Source organism: Kitasatospora sp. NBC_00374 (assembly GCF_041434935.1).
Classification (GTDB): Bacteria; Actinomycetota; Actinomycetes; order Streptomycetales; family Streptomycetaceae; genus Kitasatospora.
Map to the genome: position 1 here is coordinate 6,455,189 of NZ_CP107964.1, position 14,814 is coordinate 6,470,002.

At 73.5% G+C, this 14,814-nt stretch carries 14 protein-coding genes; 10 read left to right on the plus strand and 4 right to left on the minus strand.

All coding sequences use genetic code 11. The features are described from left to right. Nucleotides 1–496 precede the first annotated feature (496 nt). Complete coding sequence (locus tag OG871_RS28755) at nucleotides 497–1,168, plus strand: epimerase (RefSeq protein ID WP_371500687.1); 672 nt, start codon at nucleotides 497–499, stop codon at nucleotides 1,166–1,168. 179 nt (nucleotides 1,169–1,347) lie between these two features. Continuing rightward, entirely contained in the window at nucleotides 1,348–2,724 is a 1,377-nt protein-coding gene (locus OG871_RS28760; protein ID WP_371500689.1) for a M28 family metallopeptidase, read from the plus strand. Nucleotides 2,725–2,787: 63 nt separating this feature from the next. Here the strand turns inward: OG871_RS28760 and OG871_RS28765 are convergent, their stop codons facing one another. After that, a complete protein-coding gene (locus tag OG871_RS28765; RefSeq protein WP_371500691.1) occupies nucleotides 2,788–4,488 on the minus strand; it encodes an acyl-CoA dehydrogenase family protein in 1,701 nt (566 codons plus the stop codon). A gap of 39 nt (nucleotides 4,489–4,527) precedes the next feature. After that, the gene (locus OG871_RS28770; protein WP_371500693.1) at nucleotides 4,528–5,070 is read right to left on the minus strand and encodes a PadR family transcriptional regulator; all 543 of its coding nucleotides are present in this window, start codon (nucleotides 5,068–5,070) and stop codon (nucleotides 4,528–4,530) included. A 181-nt stretch (nucleotides 5,071–5,251) separates the two neighbouring features. Between OG871_RS28770 and OG871_RS28775 the strand changes: the two genes are divergently transcribed. The 4 genes from OG871_RS28775 (at nucleotide 5,252) to OG871_RS28790 (ending at nucleotide 8,160) form a co-directional block, all read left to right on the plus strand. Beyond that, on the plus strand, nucleotides 5,252–5,599 hold the full coding sequence (locus OG871_RS28775; RefSeq protein WP_371500695.1) for a PadR family transcriptional regulator: 348 nt from the start codon (nucleotides 5,252–5,254) through the stop codon (nucleotides 5,597–5,599). After that, nucleotides 5,596–6,558 (plus strand): hypothetical protein, encoded by a 963-nt coding sequence (locus tag OG871_RS28780; protein WP_371500697.1) that lies wholly within the window; start codon nucleotides 5,596–5,598, stop codon nucleotides 6,556–6,558. The genes OG871_RS28775 and OG871_RS28780 overlap by 4 nt, the downstream gene beginning before the upstream one ends. A gap of 28 nt (nucleotides 6,559–6,586) precedes the next feature. Continuing rightward, nucleotides 6,587–7,618: a winged helix DNA-binding domain-containing protein gene (locus tag OG871_RS28785; protein ID WP_371500699.1), complete on the plus strand. Its 1,032-nt coding sequence runs from the start codon at nucleotides 6,587–6,589 to the stop codon at nucleotides 7,616–7,618. Between the two features lie 98 nt (nucleotides 7,619–7,716). After that, nucleotides 7,717–8,160 (plus strand): SPW repeat protein, encoded by a 444-nt coding sequence (locus OG871_RS28790; protein ID WP_371500701.1) that lies wholly within the window; start codon nucleotides 7,717–7,719, stop codon nucleotides 8,158–8,160. A gap of 79 nt (nucleotides 8,161–8,239) precedes the next feature. Here OG871_RS28790 and OG871_RS28795 read toward each other — a convergent pair whose 3' ends face one another. Next, entirely contained in the window at nucleotides 8,240–9,634 is a 1,395-nt protein-coding gene (locus tag OG871_RS28795) for a class II fumarate hydratase (RefSeq protein ID WP_371500703.1), read from the minus strand. 163 nt (nucleotides 9,635–9,797) lie between these two features. Here OG871_RS28795 and OG871_RS28800 point away from each other — a divergent pair, with 163 nt between their 5' ends. Together OG871_RS28800 and OG871_RS28805 are read left to right on the plus strand one after the other, a co-directional pair. Then, nucleotides 9,798–10,157 carry a hypothetical protein gene (locus OG871_RS28800; RefSeq protein ID WP_371500705.1) on the plus strand — a complete coding sequence of 120 codons (360 nt, stop codon included), beginning with the start codon at nucleotides 9,798–9,800 and terminating at the stop codon, nucleotides 10,155–10,157. 183 nt (nucleotides 10,158–10,340) lie between these two features. Next, nucleotides 10,341–12,074 (plus strand): cholesterol oxidase substrate-binding domain-containing protein, encoded by a 1,734-nt coding sequence (locus OG871_RS28805; RefSeq protein WP_371503458.1) that lies wholly within the window; start codon nucleotides 10,341–10,343, stop codon nucleotides 12,072–12,074. 19 nt (nucleotides 12,075–12,093) lie between these two features. Here the strand turns inward: OG871_RS28805 and OG871_RS28810 are convergent, their stop codons facing one another. Next, nucleotides 12,094–13,647, minus strand: a complete 1,554-nt coding sequence (locus OG871_RS28810) for an MFS transporter (protein WP_371500707.1) — start codon at nucleotides 13,645–13,647, stop codon at nucleotides 12,094–12,096. A gap of 97 nt (nucleotides 13,648–13,744) precedes the next feature. Between OG871_RS28810 and OG871_RS28815 the strand changes: the two genes are divergently transcribed. Both OG871_RS28815 and OG871_RS28820 read left to right on the plus strand, forming a co-directional pair. After that, nucleotides 13,745–14,488 (plus strand): TetR/AcrR family transcriptional regulator C-terminal domain-containing protein, encoded by a 744-nt coding sequence (locus tag OG871_RS28815; protein WP_371500709.1) that lies wholly within the window; start codon nucleotides 13,745–13,747, stop codon nucleotides 14,486–14,488. Beyond that, nucleotides 14,481–14,813 (plus strand): DUF6204 family protein, encoded by a 333-nt coding sequence (locus OG871_RS28820; RefSeq protein ID WP_371500711.1) that lies wholly within the window; start codon nucleotides 14,481–14,483, stop codon nucleotides 14,811–14,813. The genes OG871_RS28815 and OG871_RS28820 overlap by 8 nt, the downstream gene beginning before the upstream one ends. Nucleotide 14,814: the final 1 nt, after the last annotated feature.

Here is a 14,814-nt window from a genome sequence, read left to right on the forward strand (position 1 = left end):
ACGCCGAGCCCATGCGCCCGGGACGGGACCTGGGGGAGAGTCGTACCACGGGCCCGAACGGGCCTTCGGTCCACGGTCGCCCGGCCGTGCCGACGCCCGAGGAGGAGATGAGATGGCATCGATATCAGGAGGACGGCTGACCACGGCGCTCGCCGTAGTGGTGGCGGCCGCGGTGGCGGTACCTGTGGTCAGGCGGCTCGGGCTGGGTCCGGTGCGTGGCTGCGGGGGTGTCAACCAGCCGAAGTGCAGGGAACCCGCGGACGGGTCGGGCGGCGCGACACCCGGTGGCGCCGCGGTGGCCTCCGCGACCGCGGAGGTGGGCGGCTGCGGTGGCGTCCACCAGCCGCCCTGCCCCGACTGACCGCCCCGACCCGAGCACGTCCGAGCGACTCGCCTGCCCACCGCCCCGGTGGGCAGGCGAGTCGCTCGTCGACGGGTGCCCGGGGGTGCCAGGATCGTGCTGGCGACCGTCGGCGACCACCTGGGGAGACGTGCTGTGAGCGGACTGCGGGTCGTGGTGTTCGGCGCCTCGGGGATGGTCGGCCAGGGGGTGCTGCGGGAGTGCCTGCTGGACGACCGGGTGGCGAGCGTGCTCGCCGTGGTCCGGTCCCCGCTCGGCCGCTCCCACCCCCGGCTGCGCGAGGCGGCGACGGCGGACTTCGCCGACCTGTCGCCGATCCAGGACCGGCTGGGCGGCCTCGACGCCTGCTTCTACTGCCTGGGCGTCTCGGCGATCGGGATGGACGAGCGGCAGTACACCCGGATCTCGTACGACTACCCGCTCGCGGCGGCCCGGCTGCTGCTCGACCTGAACCCGGGGCTGACCTTCACGTACGTCACCGGGGAGGGGACCGACCGCACGGAGCGCTCCCGGGCCATGTGGGCGCGGGTCAAGGGCCGGACCGAGAACGACCTGCTGGCGCTGGGCCCGGACACGTACATGTTCCGGCCCGGCTTCATCCAGCCGCTGTACGGGGCGCGTTCGCGGACCGGCTGGTACCGGGCCGGGTACGCGGTGACGGCGCCGCTGCTGCCGCTGCTGCGGCGGTTCCTGCCCGACCGGGTGACCACCACCGAGACGGTGGGCCGCGCGATGCTGGCGGTCGCCCTGCGGGGTGACGCCGAGCGGGTCCTGCCGACCCGGGAGATCAACCGGCTGGGGGCGTAGCCGGAGCCGGGCCGCGGCCCGGGCGCCCCACCTGCCCTTGTACCGGGGCCTCTTGACGAATGCTTTGCGTCACCTAATCATCATGGGCGCGTCAACTTTTGTTCCACGCCGCGCCCGTACCCCAACCCGGACGCGGCGGCCCGGTCCTGTTCTGCCCCACCAGAATCTGGAGCCCCTCCATGTCCGAGCCCGCCGTGCGGCGTGCGATACGGCGATCCCGTGTCCGCCGCTCCGCCGTGGCCACAGTGGCGGTCGCCGCTGCTGCCGCCGCCACCTTCCTCGTCCCGGGCGGCGCCGCCGCCGGTACGACGACCCCTCAGGCCGCCGCGGCCGCACCGGACATCCCGGTGGCCAGCGTCAAGGCGCACCTCGCCCAGCTGCAGTCCATAGCCACCGCCAACGGCGGCAACCGGGCCCACGGCCGGGCCGGGTACAAGGCCTCGGCGGACTACGTCAAGGGCAAGCTGGACGCGGCCGGCTTCACCACCGTGCTGCAGTCCTACACCTACAACGGCGCCACCAGCTGGAACGTGATCGCGGACTGGCCGGGCGGCGACACCGCGCACACCGTCATGGTCGGCGCGCACCTGGACTCGGTCACGGGCGGGCCGGGCATCAACGACGACGGCTCCGGTTCGGCCGGCATCCTGGAGACCGCGCTGGCCGTCTCGCGGGCCGGTCTGCAACCCGCCAAGCACCTGCGCTTCGGCTGGTGGGGCACCGAGGAGGCCGGCATGGTCGGCTCCAAGAACTACGTCAACAGCCTCTCCAGCGCCGACCGTTCGAAGATCGAGGCGTACCTCAACTTCGACATGATCGGCTCGCCGAACCCGGGCTACTTCGTCTACGACGACAACGCCGCGCTGGACACGCTGTTCCAGAACTACTTCAGCGGCCTGGGCGTCGCCACCGAGCCGGAGACCGAGGGCGACGGGCGCTCGGACCACTCGCCGTTCAAGAACGCGGGGATCGCCGTCGGCGGCCTGTTCAGCGGCGCCGACTACACCAAGACCAGTGCCCAGGCGGCCAAGTGGGGCGGGACGGCCGGCCAGGCCTTCGACCGCTGCTACCACTCCTCCTGCGACACCTCGGCGAACATCGACGACACCGTGCTGGACCGGATGAGCGACGCCATCGCGTACGCGATCTGGACGCTCGCCGCCGGTGGCGGCACGCCGTCGCCCTCCCCCTCGCCGACCACCCCGGGCGGCAACGTCTTCGAGAACGCCGCCGACGTGGCCGTCCCGGACGCGGGCGCGGCCGTGACCTCCTCGATCACCGTCGCCGGCCGCACCGGCAACGCGCCGGCCGCCCTCCAGGTGGGCGTGGACATCAAGCACACCTGGCGCGGCGACCTGGTGATCGACCTGGTCGCGCCGGACGGCTCGACGTACCGGCTGAAGAACTCCAGCGGCAACGACTCCGCCGACAACGTCGTCACCACCTACACGGTGAACGCCTCCGGCGAGGTCGCCAACGGCACCTGGAAGCTGAAGGTCCAGGACGTCGCGGCGCAGGACACCGGCTACATCGACAGCTGGAAGCTCACCTTCTGAGGCGTCGTCACACCGGAGGGCGGGGGCGCCGGCGAGAACCGGCGCCCCCGCCCTCCGCCGTCGTTACGGCTGCATCTCGTACGCGCCGCTGAGCGCCTCGACCCGGCCCCAGACCCGGGCCGCGCGCTCGGCGTCGGCGGCCGGGCGGCGGACGTGGGCGAGTGCCCAGGCGGCCTGCTCGTCGGTGGTGGAGGCCTTGCCGTGCAGCTCGGTGGCGTGCGCGGAGAAGTCCCGGACCAGCGCGTCGAAGACCTGGTCCAGCACGTCCGCGTCGAGGCCGGTCAGCTCGGCCTGCTCCAGCACCAGCTGGCCGTAGACGACCAGCGCGAACAGCTGGCCGATCTCCAGCAGGAAGTCCAGGTCCTGCTGCTGCTCGGTGCTGGGCGCGTGGGCCAGCAGCAGGGCGCAGAACCCGTCCGCCTGCTCACGGAAGCGGGCGACGTTCGGGACGTGCGCGTGCGCGTCGTACGCGGTCCGCCAGTCGTGGAAGCGGATCGCCCCCAGGCCGCGGGCCGGGCCCTGGCGGAACAGGAACTCGTCGTCGGCGGCGTCCAGCCGGCTCGGCACCGGCGCGTACTCGGCCGGGTTGAACAGGTAGTTGCCCATGAACTTGAGGATCAGCGCCAGGTTGACGTGGACCGTGCCCTCCAGCTTCGGCAGGCCGCGGATGTCCTTGGCGGCCTTGTCGAAGTAGGTGTCCGCCTCGAAGCCCTTGGCCGCGATGACGTCCCACATCAGGTCGATGACCTTCTCGCCCTCGGTGGTGACCTTCATCTTGGTCATCGGGTTGAAGAGCAGGTAGCGGCGGTCCTCGGGGGAGGCGGTGCGGAAGTAGTCCACGGCCCGGTCGCTGAACAGCTTCATCGCGATCAGGCGGGCGTACGCGTCGGTCAGCTCGCGGCGCACGTGCGGGAAGTCGGTGACCTTCTTGCCGTAGAGCACCCGGTTGTGGGCGTGCGTCACGGCCTCGTACATCGCGTGCTCGCAGATGCCGACCGAGGCGGTGCAGAGGTTGAACTTCCCGACGTTGACGGTGTTCAGCGCGGCGTCGAAGGCGGCCTTGCCGGTGTGCAGCACGTCCTCGGCCCGGACGGGGTACTCCTCCAGGCGGAACTCGCTGACGTACATCTGCGCGTTCACCACGTTCTTGACCAGGTGGTAGGCCTCGTGGCGGCTGTCGGCGGCGAAGAAGACGTAGCCCTCGGGTCCGTCGACGTCCGAGCGGCGGCCGAAGACCGAGACCAGGCCGGCCACGTTGCCGTTGCCGATGTAGTACTTGGAGCCGGTCGCGGTGAAGCCGCCCTCGCCGTCCGGGGTGAGGATCATGTCGGTGGAGTAGATGTCGGCGCCGTGGCTGCGCTCCGACAGGCCGAAGGCCATCACGTGGCCCTCGGTCAGCAGCTTCGCGGCGCGGGCCCGGACGGCCTCGTTCTCGCTCTGCCAGACCGGGCCGAGGCCCAGGATGGTGACCTGCCAGGTGTACCAGTAGCCCAGGCCGTAGAAGCCGAGGATCTCGTTCAGCTCGGCGTTGCGCGCGGTGTCCCAGCGCTTGTCGCCGTCGGCGGAGGCGGGCGTCAGGAACTCCGCGAACAGCCCCTCCTTGGCGGCGAACTCCAGGAAGTCCGCGTACCAGGTGCGGTCGATGTAGCTGTCGATCAGCGACTTCTTGCCACGCGACTCGAACCAGTCCACGGTGGCGCGAAGGAGCCGGCGGGTCGGCTCGTCGAACTGCACGGGGTCGTAGTTGCGCGGGTTGAAGAGCATGGTGTCGTCCCTGGGGTTGAGGGTCAGTGGGCTTCGGGCTCAGCGGGCGAGGCGGTGCAGGGTGGCGAGCACGTCGTCCAGCCAGGCGAGGGTCATCCGCTCGTACTCGATGCCGCCGCGCAGCACCACGTGCTGCAGCTCCTGGCGGGCGTCGGGCTCGGCGTCGGCGGGGAAGTCGCGCTGCTCGCCGGCCAGGTAGCGGGCCAGCAGGGCGGCGTGCGACTCCCGGTGCCGTTCGACCTCGGAGACCAGGGCGGCGGGATCGTCGAAGGCCGCCGCCCGGATCTTCACGGCCAGCTCGTGCCGGACGGTCTCCGGCTCGACCGGCTCGCGCAGCCACGCGGAGAGCGCGGCCCGGCCGGGGCCGGCGGCCGAGTAGACCTTCTTGTCCGGCCGGCCGTCCTGGGCGACCTCCTCGGCGGCGATCCAGCCGTCCGTCTCCATCCGCCGCAGCACCCGGTAGATCTGCTGGTGGGTGGCGGTCCAGAAGCGGCCGATCGACCGGTCGAACCGGCGGGCCAGCTCGTAGCCGGAGCCGGGCTGCTCCAGCAGCGAGACGAGGATCGCGTGCTCCAGTGCCATACCCGCATCCTGCTATGCAACGAGTTGCATAGGCAACGGCGCCGCACCGGGTTGAGACGCAACTCACGCTCGGCCGCCGGGGCCGCGCCGCCGACCTGCCGGATCCGGCCGTCGTGCCGCGCCCGTGAGTCTCAATAGGTTGACCATCGACATATGGCGACCGTGGACCTATGCTTCGATCATGACAGACCGTCAACTCCAGGAGCCGACGAGGCTCGTGCTCACCGCGCTCGCCGACGCCCCCCGGCACGGCTACGCGATCATCCAGGAGGTGCTCGCCATCTCCGAGGGCCGCACCCGGCTGCGCACCGGCACCCTCTACACCGCGCTCGACCGGCTGCTCCAGCAGGGACTGGTCAGGGTCGAGAGCGAGCAGGTGGTCGGCGGACGGCTGCGCCGCACCTTCGCCCTCACCGGGCAGGGCCAGGACCTGTTGACCGAGGAGACCCGGCGGCTGCGGCTCGCCGTGGTCGAGGCCGAACGCCGGCTGGGCGGGGCCCGGCTGCGTCCGAACGGAGCGAGCGCATGAGCGACCAGCACACCCCGCAGGCCGGCCGGCTGCTGATCGGGCTCTACCCGGCCCGCTACCGGGCGGCCCACGGCGAGGACATCGCCGCGACCTTCGCCGAGGCCGCCGAGGGGCTGAGCCGCCGCGCGGTGCTCCGCGAACGCCTCGACCTCGCCTCCCACGCACTGCGGCTGCGGCTGCGGATCGGCGCCACCGACCCGGCCGGCCGGGTGCTCGCCGGGGCGGTCCCGGTCGTGCTCGGGCTGCTGGCCGGGTTCTGCATGTGGGTCCTGCTGCCGGAACTGCGCGAGCTGGCCTACCGGGTCCGCCACCCCTACCCGAACCTGGGGCTGCGGGTCGCGGTCCAGTCCGTGCTGTACGCCATGGCGGCGTACCTGCCGTGGGTCCTCGTCCTCGTCGCCGTCGCGGTCGGACGCTGGCGGCTCGCCCGGGCGCTGGCCCTGGTCGCGACCCTCCTCTGGGCGGCGCTCTCGGTGGTGTTCGGCCCGTGGACGCAGCTCCTCTACGGCGGGGTGACGCAGTGGGCGGTGCTCTGCGCCGTGGTGCTGCTCGCGCCGCCGACGCTGCTCGACCGCTCGGTGCGGGGCCGGTGGAAGGTCACCGCGGTGGCCCTCTCCTACGCCACTCTGCTGATCGTCTCGCACCGGACCGACCTCTACGGGTACTTCAGCGGCACCACCCTCCTCAACGTGTACGTGTGCTGGCCCCTGCTGGCCGCCGCGGCCGTGCTGCTCGGCCACCTCGCGGCCAGGCGCCCCGACCGTCTCCGGGCGGCCGGTGCCGGGCTGGTCGGCCTGGTCTGGCTGCTCCCCGGCCTGCTGGAGGGGTCGAGCTGGCTCCCCCGGGTGGGCCGGATGCTGACGGCCTACCTGGTCCTGGTCGGCCTCATGGTCGCGCTGGCGGCGGGTGTCCGGATGATCCGCCGGGTGCGGGGCGCCGAGCCCGCCGATCCGGCCTGAGCCGTTCGCGGCCCGGCACAATGGCGGCGTGATCGATGACGCGGAGCTGCTGCGGTGGCGGATGCACGCCCAGTTCGCCGACGGCTCGCCGGACGTGGCCCGGGCGGCCCGCCGCTGCGCCGGGGTCCAGGCCCAGGACGCCGGCGCGGCGCGGTTGGCGCTGCGGGCCCGCGGGGTCGCCGGGCCGGACGCGGTGCGGGCCGCGTACGAGTCCGGCGAGGTGGTCACCACCTGGCTGATGCGCGGCACCCTGCACCTGGTGCCGGCCGAGGACGCCGCCGGGATGCTGACGCTGTTCCGGGAGCGCAACCTGGCCGCCGGTGCGCGCCGCCGCCGCGAACTCGGGCTGACCGAGGAGCTGTGTGCGCGGGCGCTGGCCGCCGCCCCCGCGGTGCTCGACCCGCCGCCGAGCCGGGCGGACCTGATCGCGCGGCTGCGCGGGCACGGCGTCCCGGTGGAGCCGGCCGGGCAGGCTCCCGCGCATCTGACGGCGTTCCTCGCGGCGCACGGCGTGCTCTGCCGCGGTGCCGACGCGGCCCCGCGCGAGCCCGGGTACCGGCCGGTGCCGCCCGGTCGCGAGTTCGCCGTCGAGGAGCTGGCCCGTGGCTACCTCGGGGCGTTCGGCCCGGCCGGCCCGGCGGACTTCGCGGCCTGGGCGGGGCTGGCCCCGGCGGTGGCGCGGCGCGCCTTCGAGGCGGCGGGGGCGGTCGAGGTGCTGCCGGGCCTGGCCGCCCTGCCGGGCGCGGCGCCGCCGGCGCCGGGCCCGCCGCTGGTGCGGCTGCTCGGCCCGTACGACACGTACCTGCTCGGCTACCGCTCCCGGGAGCTGATGCTGGACCCCGCGCGGACGAAGCTGATCAACGCCGGGGGCGGGGTGGTCCGGCCCGCGCTGGTGGTGGACGGGCGGGTGCTGGGGACCTGGCGGCGGGCGGCGGGCGAGCTGCTGGTGGAGGTCTTCGAGCCGCTGCCGGCGACCGTCCGGGCTGGGCTGGAGGAGGAGGCCGGAGCGCTGCGGGCCTTCCTGTGCGAGGCACTTCCGCTGAGGGTGGAGGAAGTGTAGATGAAAAATCGGACATAAGGGTCGAATAAGTGTGATATCAGGTCCATAGTGGGTAGTGACCATGCGCCTGCCGGTCCCGATCTGAGGAGGTGGTCCCGGTGTCGACCCAGTTGCCCATGGGCATGGAGCACCACCCGGACATCCTGGAATTGCGTGAGCACTACGAGCGGGCCGCGGCCACCCCGCGCGCCCAGGCGGTCGAGGCACTGGCCATGCTGGCCGGCCTCTTCCTGGCGATCTCCCCGTGGGTGGTCGGATTCTCCGGCTTCTCCGCGCTGACCATCAGCAACCTGGTCCTCGGGTTGGCCTTCACCGTCCTGATGGCGGGCTACGGCTCCGCGTACGAGCGCACCCACGCCCGCGCGTGGGCCTGCCTCGCCATCGGTGCCTGGACCTGTCTCGCCCCCTGGTGGACGGTGGGCAGTGAGGCCGTCTTCCGGACGATCCTCACCAACCTCGTCGTGGGCGGTCTGATGATCTGCCTGTCGCTGGGAGCGATCTCCATGGCCGGTTCCCCGTTGCGCCGTGATGGCGGCAGCTGAGTGAGAGCTGTCCGGCCGGTGCGTGCATGGGCGCCGCACCGGCCGGACTCGTGTCCCCGGCCGCCAGCCGGCGGTCCGGTCAGGGGTGGGTCATCCGCAGGACGTCCAGGGCCTCGTCCAGCTGCTGCTCGGTCAGGTCCCCGCGTGTGACGTACCCGCGCTCCAGCACCACCTGACGGATGGTCTTGCGCTCGGCCAGCGCCTGCTTGGCCACCTTGGCGGCCTCCTCGTAGCCGATGTAGCGGTTGAGCGGTGTCACCACGGACGGCGAGGACTCGGCGTACTCGCGGGCCCGTTCGGCGTTGGCGGTGATCCCCTCCACCGTCCGGTCGGCCAGCAGCCGGGCGCTGTTGGCCAGCAGCCGCACCGACTCCAGGACGTTGCGGGCGATCACCGGCAGCATCACGTTCAGCTCGAAGTTGCCGCTCGCCCCGGCCACGGTGACGGTCGTGTCGTTGCCGATCACCTGGGCGGCCACCATCAGCACCACCTCGGGCAGCACCGGGTTGACCTTGCCGGGCATGATCGAGGAACCCGGCTGGAGGTCCGGCAGGTTGATCTCGCCGAGGCCGGTGCGCGGGCCCGAGCCCATCCAGCGCAGGTCGTTCGCGATCTTGGTGAAGCCGACCGCGACCGTCCGCAGCTGACCGCTCAGCTCGACCAGTCCGTCCCGGGCGCCCTGCGCCTCGAAGTGGTCGCGCGCCTCGGTCAGCGGCAGCCCGGTGGTGCGGGCGACCTCGGCGATCACGGCGGACGCGAAGCCCGGCGGCGTGTTGATGCCGGTGCCGACCGCCGTGCCGCCGAGCGGCAGTTCGGCGACCCGGGGCAGGGCCGAGCGCAGCCGCTCCACCCCGTACCGGACCTGCGCCGCGTAGCCGCCGAACTCCTGGCCGAGGGTGACCGGGGTGGCGTCCATCAGGTGCGTCCGGCCGGCCTTCACCACGTCGTCGAACTCGGCCGACCGGCGCTCCAGCGCCTCCGCCAGGTGCTCCAGGGCCGGGACCAGCTCCGAGGTCACGGCCGCCGTGGCGGCGATGTGGATCGAGGACGGGAAGACGTCGTTGGAGGACTGGCTGGCGTTGACATGGTCGTTGGGGTGCACCGGCCGGCCCAGCCGCTCGCCGGCCAGGGTCGCGATCACCTCGTTGGCGTTCATGTTCGACGAGGTGCCGGAGCCGGTCTGGAAGACGTCGACTGGGAACTCGTCGTCCCAGTGGCCCTCCGCGACCTCGTACGCGGCCTGCTCGATCGCCTCGGCCGTCTCGCCGTCCAGCACGCCCAGTTCGGCGTTGACCCGCGCGGCGGCGGCCTTGATCCGGGCCAGCGCGGCGATGTGCGCCCGCTCCAGCCGCAGGCCGGAGACCGGGAAGTTCTCCACCGCCCGCTGGGTCTGCGCCTGCCACTTGGCGGCGGCCGGCACCCGCACCTCGCCCATCGAGTCGTGTTCGACCCGGAACCTGTCCTCATCACCCATCGTGTGACACCTCCTGCTCTCCCGAGCCGCGCGGGCGGCCGCAATATTTCCGATCCCGAGGTCCGATCCCGAGGTCCGACCCGGCCGCGCACCCGCACCGCGTCCGGCCGGTCGGTCGGCGGGGCAACCCCCGGCCAGCGTCGCGGTGCGGGAGCATGGCGGGGTGACCGACACACCGCAACTGACCGACGGACCGGAACCGGCCGAGGTGCCCGACCCGGCCGGCCGCTACCAGGAGATCGCGGCCGAGCTGGCGCCGCACGGGGCCACCCCGGCCCAGATGTTCGGCATGCCGTGCCTGAAGGACGCGAACGGGAAGGCCTTCCTCGGCCTGCACCGGGGCGAGCTGGTCTGCCGGCTCGGGCGGGACACCCCGGCCTTCGCCGAGGCCCTGCACCTGCCGGACGCGCACCTGTTCGACCCGGCCGGCGGGCGGCCGATGAAGGACTGGGTCTGCCTGCCGGCCGGGTCGGCCGGACACTGGGACAACTTCGCCGAAGCAGCATTTCGGTCCCCGCGCTGACGAACCGTCGAATCTTCACTCGGAAGAATGAAGATCGGTGCGCCGGTGTGCGTCCGACCCGCCCCGCTGCCTAGCGTCGGCCCGGAATCCGGAACATCCGACACGGGGCGGGCAGCTGTGGAGCGTCACCAGGGCACGGGACTGACCAGGCGCGAACTGGTCGCGGGCACGGCCGCGCTGGGCATGGCCGGGTGGCTGCTCAACGGCACCCTCGGGCCGGAGAGCGCGAGCGCCGCCGTCCCGCTGCCGCCCGCGCTGCCGGCCGGGGTGACGCCCTACCGCGCCGAGTACCGGAACTGGTCCGGCGAGATCCACGCCGACCAACTCTGGACCTGCGCACCCGAGTCGCCCGAGCAGGTCGTCCTGCTCGCCGACTGGGCCCGCGCCAACGGCTGGCGGCTGCGCGCCCAGGGCCACCGCCACACCTGGGCCCCGCTCACCGTCCCGGACGGCACCCCGGCCGCCGCCCGGGTGCTGCTGCTGGACACCACCCGCCACCTCACCGCGCTCACCCAGGTCGACGGCGCGACGGTCCGCGCCCAGACCGGCGCCGACATGGAGGCGCTGCTCGCCCACCTCGCCGACCGCGGCCTCGGCGTGGCGGCCTGCCCCGCCCCCGGGGAGCTGACCGTCGGCGGTGTGCTCGCGATCGGCGGCCACGGCACCGCCCTCCCGCCGGCCGGGGCGCAGCCGGTGGCCGGCCACGGCTACGGCACCCTCAGCAACCAGGTGGTCCGGTTCACCGCCGTCGTCCTCGACCCGGCCGCCGGACGGTACGTGCTGCGCACCTTCGAGCGCTCGGAGGCGGACGCCGCCGCCTTCCTGGTCCATCTCGGGCGGGCCTTCCTCACCGAGGTCGAGCTCCGGGTCGGCCAGGACCAGCGGCTGCGCTGCGTCAGCCGCCTCGACATCCCCGTCGCCGAGCTGCTCGCGCCGCCAGGCTCCGGCGGCCGCAGCCTGGCGGGCCTGGTGGACGCCTCCGGCCGGGTGGAGGTGATCTGGTACGCGTTCACCGAGCTGCCCTGGGTCAAGGTGTGGAGCACCGCGCCGACCCGGCCGATCCCCGCCCGCGAGGTGCGCGAGCCGTACAACTACCCGTTCTCCGACCGGATCCCGGAGCCGGTCGCCCGGCTGGCCGGGCAGATCGCCGCCGGCGCCTGGGGTTCGGCGCCGCTGCTCGGGCAGCTCCAGTACCTGGTCACCAAGATCGGACTCACCGGGGACCTCACCGACCTGCTGCTCTCCGGCGGGGTGCTGCGCGACCTGCTGAGCGGCGACGCCCTGGTGCACCTGCTGGCCGGCGGGCTGCGCTCGGACCTGTGGGGACCCTCCCGCACCCTGCTCCAGTACGTCCGCCCGAGCACCCTGCGGGTCACCGCCAACGGGTACGCGGTGCTCGCCCGCCGGGCCGACCTCCAGTGGGTGGCCGCCGAGTTCGCCGCCTTCTACCGTGCGCTGCTGGCGCGGTACCGGGCGCGCGGCGAGTTCCCGGTGAACGGCGGCGTGGAGATCCGGGTCACCGGTCTGGACGACCCGGCCCGCTCCGGCGTTCCCGGCGCCCGCCCGCCGCTGCTCTCGGCCCTGCGCCCGCGCGCCGACCGGCCGGACTGGGACACCGCCGTCTGGCTGGACATCCTCAGTCTCCCCGGCACCCCCGGACTGGCCCGGTTCTGCCGGGAGTTGGAGCAGTTCCTGCTCCGCACCTTCGACGGCACCCGGGCCGGGCTGCGGGTCGAGTGGTCCAAGGGCTGGGCGTACAGCGAGGACGCCGCCTGGGCCGACGACGAGATGCTCGACCGCACCGTCCCGGCCTCGCTGGCCGAGGACGGCGGCTGGGCCGAGGCGGTCGCCGTCCTCGACCGGTACGACCCGGACCGGGTCTTCTCCAACGACTTCCTGGACCGTCTGCTGCGCTGAGACCGACGGACCGGCCCGGCTACCGGCCGACCGGTTCCGCCGCGGGAACCGGCCGGCCGGCCGCCGGGGAGGGGGCGGCCGGGGCGCGCCGGAGCAGGACGGCCACCAGCACGGCGGCGACGGCCAGGGCAGCGGCGCCGCAGCGCAGCGCGAGGTGGAGGCCGTCGACGAAGGCGGCGTCCGCCGCGTCGCGCAGGGCCTGGGGCAGCGTGTCGCCGGGACCGGCGGCGAGGGCTCCGGCGGCTGGCCCGGGCACCGGGTGCCGCTGCTCCGGCGGGACGCCGAGGAGGTCCGGCGAGCCGGTCGGGACGCCGGCCAGACGGCTGGTGAGGACGGCCCCGAGGACCGCCACCCCGACGACCCCGCCGAGTTCGCGCAGGGTGTTGACGGTCGCGGAGGCCATGCCGGCCCGGGCCGGGTCGACGCGCTGCATGACCGTGATCGACACCGGGGTGAAGGTCATCCCCATGCCCAGCCCCATGGCCAGCAGGACCCAGAGGTACTGCGGGTAGCGGGCCTGTTCGCCGTAGGCCGACAGGCCCGCGAGCGAGGCGGCGCACAGCGCCAGGCCGGTCACCAGGGGCGGACGCGGTCCGCGGCGGGCGGTGAGCGCGCCCGAGAGCGGCGCGGCGACGACGATCATCGCGGTCATCGGCAGCCCGGCGAGCCCGGCGTCCGAGGGGGCCCAGCCCATCACGTCCTGCATCAGCAGGGGCAGGAAGAAGGAGGTGCCGAAGATCCCGAAGCTCACCATGAAGCCGCTCAGGGCTGCTGCGGTGAGCGCGGGATCCCGGAAGAATCGCAGGTCGAGCATGGGGTCGGCGGTGCGCAGTTCGACCAGGGCGAAGAGCGGCAGCAGCAGGGCCGCGGCGGCGGCGCAGGCCGGGACACCGCGCTCGGTCCAGCCGTGGGTCGGTCCCTCGACCAGGGCGTAGACCAGGGCGCCGAGGCCGAGGGCGGACAGTGCCTGCCCCGCGAGGTCCAACCGCCGGGCCCGGCCGGCGAACTCGGGGAGTGCCCGGGCGGCCAGCAGCAGTCCCGCGGCGCCGACCGGGACGTTGATCCAGAACACCCCGGACCAGCCGAACGCCTCCACGATCGGACCGCCCACGACCGGGCCGACCGCGAGGCCGAGCGCGGAGACCCCGGACCAGAGGCCGACGGCCCGGGCCCGCTCCCGCTCGTCGGTGAAGACGTGCCGCAGGACCGACAGGCTGCCCGGGGTGAGCAGTGCGGCTCCCAGGCCCTGGAGCATCCGGGCGGCGATCAGCGGGCCGGTCGACCAGGACAGCCCGGCCGCCGCGGATCCGGCGGTGAACAGCGCCAGGCCGGTCAGGAAGATCCGTTTGCGCCCGTACCGGTCGCCGAGCGTGCCGCCGGTCAGCAGCAGGGCGGCGTAGACCAGGCTGTAGCCCTCGACGATCCACTGCAGCCCGTCGACGCCGGCGTGCAGTTGCCGCCCGATCCGGGGCAGCGCGTTGTTGACGACGACGTTGTCGAGCATTGCCATGAACATGGTGGCGCACAGGGTGGCGAGTACCAGCCTCTTGCGCCGGGGGGTCAACTCCTCCATCACTCTCCCTAACAGTGTTAGTCGATGTCCCGGCGTGGCAAGAATGCCCCTAACAGTGTTAGATGGCAAGCGGAATCTCTCGGAACGGAGGCGGCCGATGGTGGACGACGGTGCGGACGCGAGCCCGCAGCCGGGCCTGACCAGGGAGGCGATCGCGCAGGCCGCCCTGCGGGTACTGGAGCGCGAAGGGATCGACGGACTGTCGATGCGCAAGGTCGGCGCCGAGCTCGGCGTGAAGGCCGCCTCGCTGTACTGGCACGTCCGCAACAAGGAACAGCTGCTGGACCTGCTCACCGACGCGCTGATGGCCGACGCCGAACCCCCGCCCCGCGAGGGCCCCTGGCGCGACCAGCTGCGCGCCTACAGCGAACTCCACCGGCAGCACCTGCTGGGCAAGCGGGACGCGGCCAAGGTCACCGCCGGCCGACTGGCCCCCGGCCCGCACATCCTGCGCCTGATGGAGGACCAGCTCGGCCGGCTCCGCGAGGCCGGCTTCGCCGACGCCGACGCCGCGCTGATCAACCACATGCTCGGCGTCTACGTGCAGGGCTTCGTGCTCCAGGAGCAGACTCCCCTCTCGGCCTCCGAGGCCATGGGGGCCGGGCGGCGCGAGGCCGCCACCGCGGTGGGGGCCCAGTTCCGCCGACTGCCCGAGGCGGCCTTCCCCAACCTCGTCGCCCTCGCCGGCGACCTCACCGCACCGACCATGGACGACCGGTTCGCGTTCGGCCTCGAACGCCTCCTCGACGGCATGGCCGCACTGCTGCCCGAGCCCGGCACCGTCGCCGCACCCCCACCGGGAACGACCGGGAACGACAGGGAGACCACCGACCGTGAGTGACCGCACCTACCGCGTCATCGTCCGAGGCGTCTTCGCGGACCTGGACGAGGCCCGCCGCGCCGACCTGCTCGCCACCGCCGACCGGCACGACATCCTCGACGCCGCGTTCACCGACGAGGGCACCCTCGTCTACGACCGCGCACTGCGCACCTTCAGCTTCCGGTGCGTGGTCCGGCAGCCCGGCGACGGCGACGAACGGACGGCGGTCGGGCACGCCTGCGACCGGGCGGCCGCCACCCTCGCCGGACGCGGCGTCGGCCACGGCCCGCTGCGCGGCAGCGCCACCAGCCTCGACGACATGAAGATCCGCCGGCCCCGGCGCTGAC

Excerpts from the sequence above, each read along its gene's own strand:
- OG871_RS28795 (WP_371500703.1), bottom strand. The coding sequence starts at position 9,634 with ATGGGTGATGAGGACAGGTTCCGGGTCGAACACGACTCGATGGGCGAG.
- OG871_RS28805 (WP_371503458.1), top strand. The coding sequence starts at position 10,341 with ATGGCCGGGTGGCTGCTCAACGGCACCCTCGGGCCGGAGAGCGCGAGC.
- OG871_RS28775 (WP_371500695.1), top strand. The coding sequence starts at position 5,252 with ATGACAGACCGTCAACTCCAGGAGCCGACGAGGCTCGTGCTCACCGCG.
- OG871_RS28770 (WP_371500693.1), bottom strand. The coding sequence starts at position 5,070 with ATGGCACTGGAGCACGCGATCCTCGTCTCGCTGCTGGAGCAGCCCGGC.
- OG871_RS28810 (WP_371500707.1), bottom strand. The coding sequence starts at position 13,647 with ATGGAGGAGTTGACCCCCCGGCGCAAGAGGCTGGTACTCGCCACCCTG.
- OG871_RS28760 (WP_371500689.1), top strand. The coding sequence starts at position 1,348 with ATGTCCGAGCCCGCCGTGCGGCGTGCGATACGGCGATCCCGTGTCCGC.
- OG871_RS28765 (WP_371500691.1), bottom strand. The coding sequence starts at position 4,488 with ATGCTCTTCAACCCGCGCAACTACGACCCCGTGCAGTTCGACGAGCCG.
- OG871_RS28815 (WP_371500709.1), top strand. The coding sequence starts at position 13,745 with ATGGTGGACGACGGTGCGGACGCGAGCCCGCAGCCGGGCCTGACCAGG.
- OG871_RS28780 (WP_371500697.1), top strand. The coding sequence starts at position 5,596 with ATGAGCGACCAGCACACCCCGCAGGCCGGCCGGCTGCTGATCGGGCTC.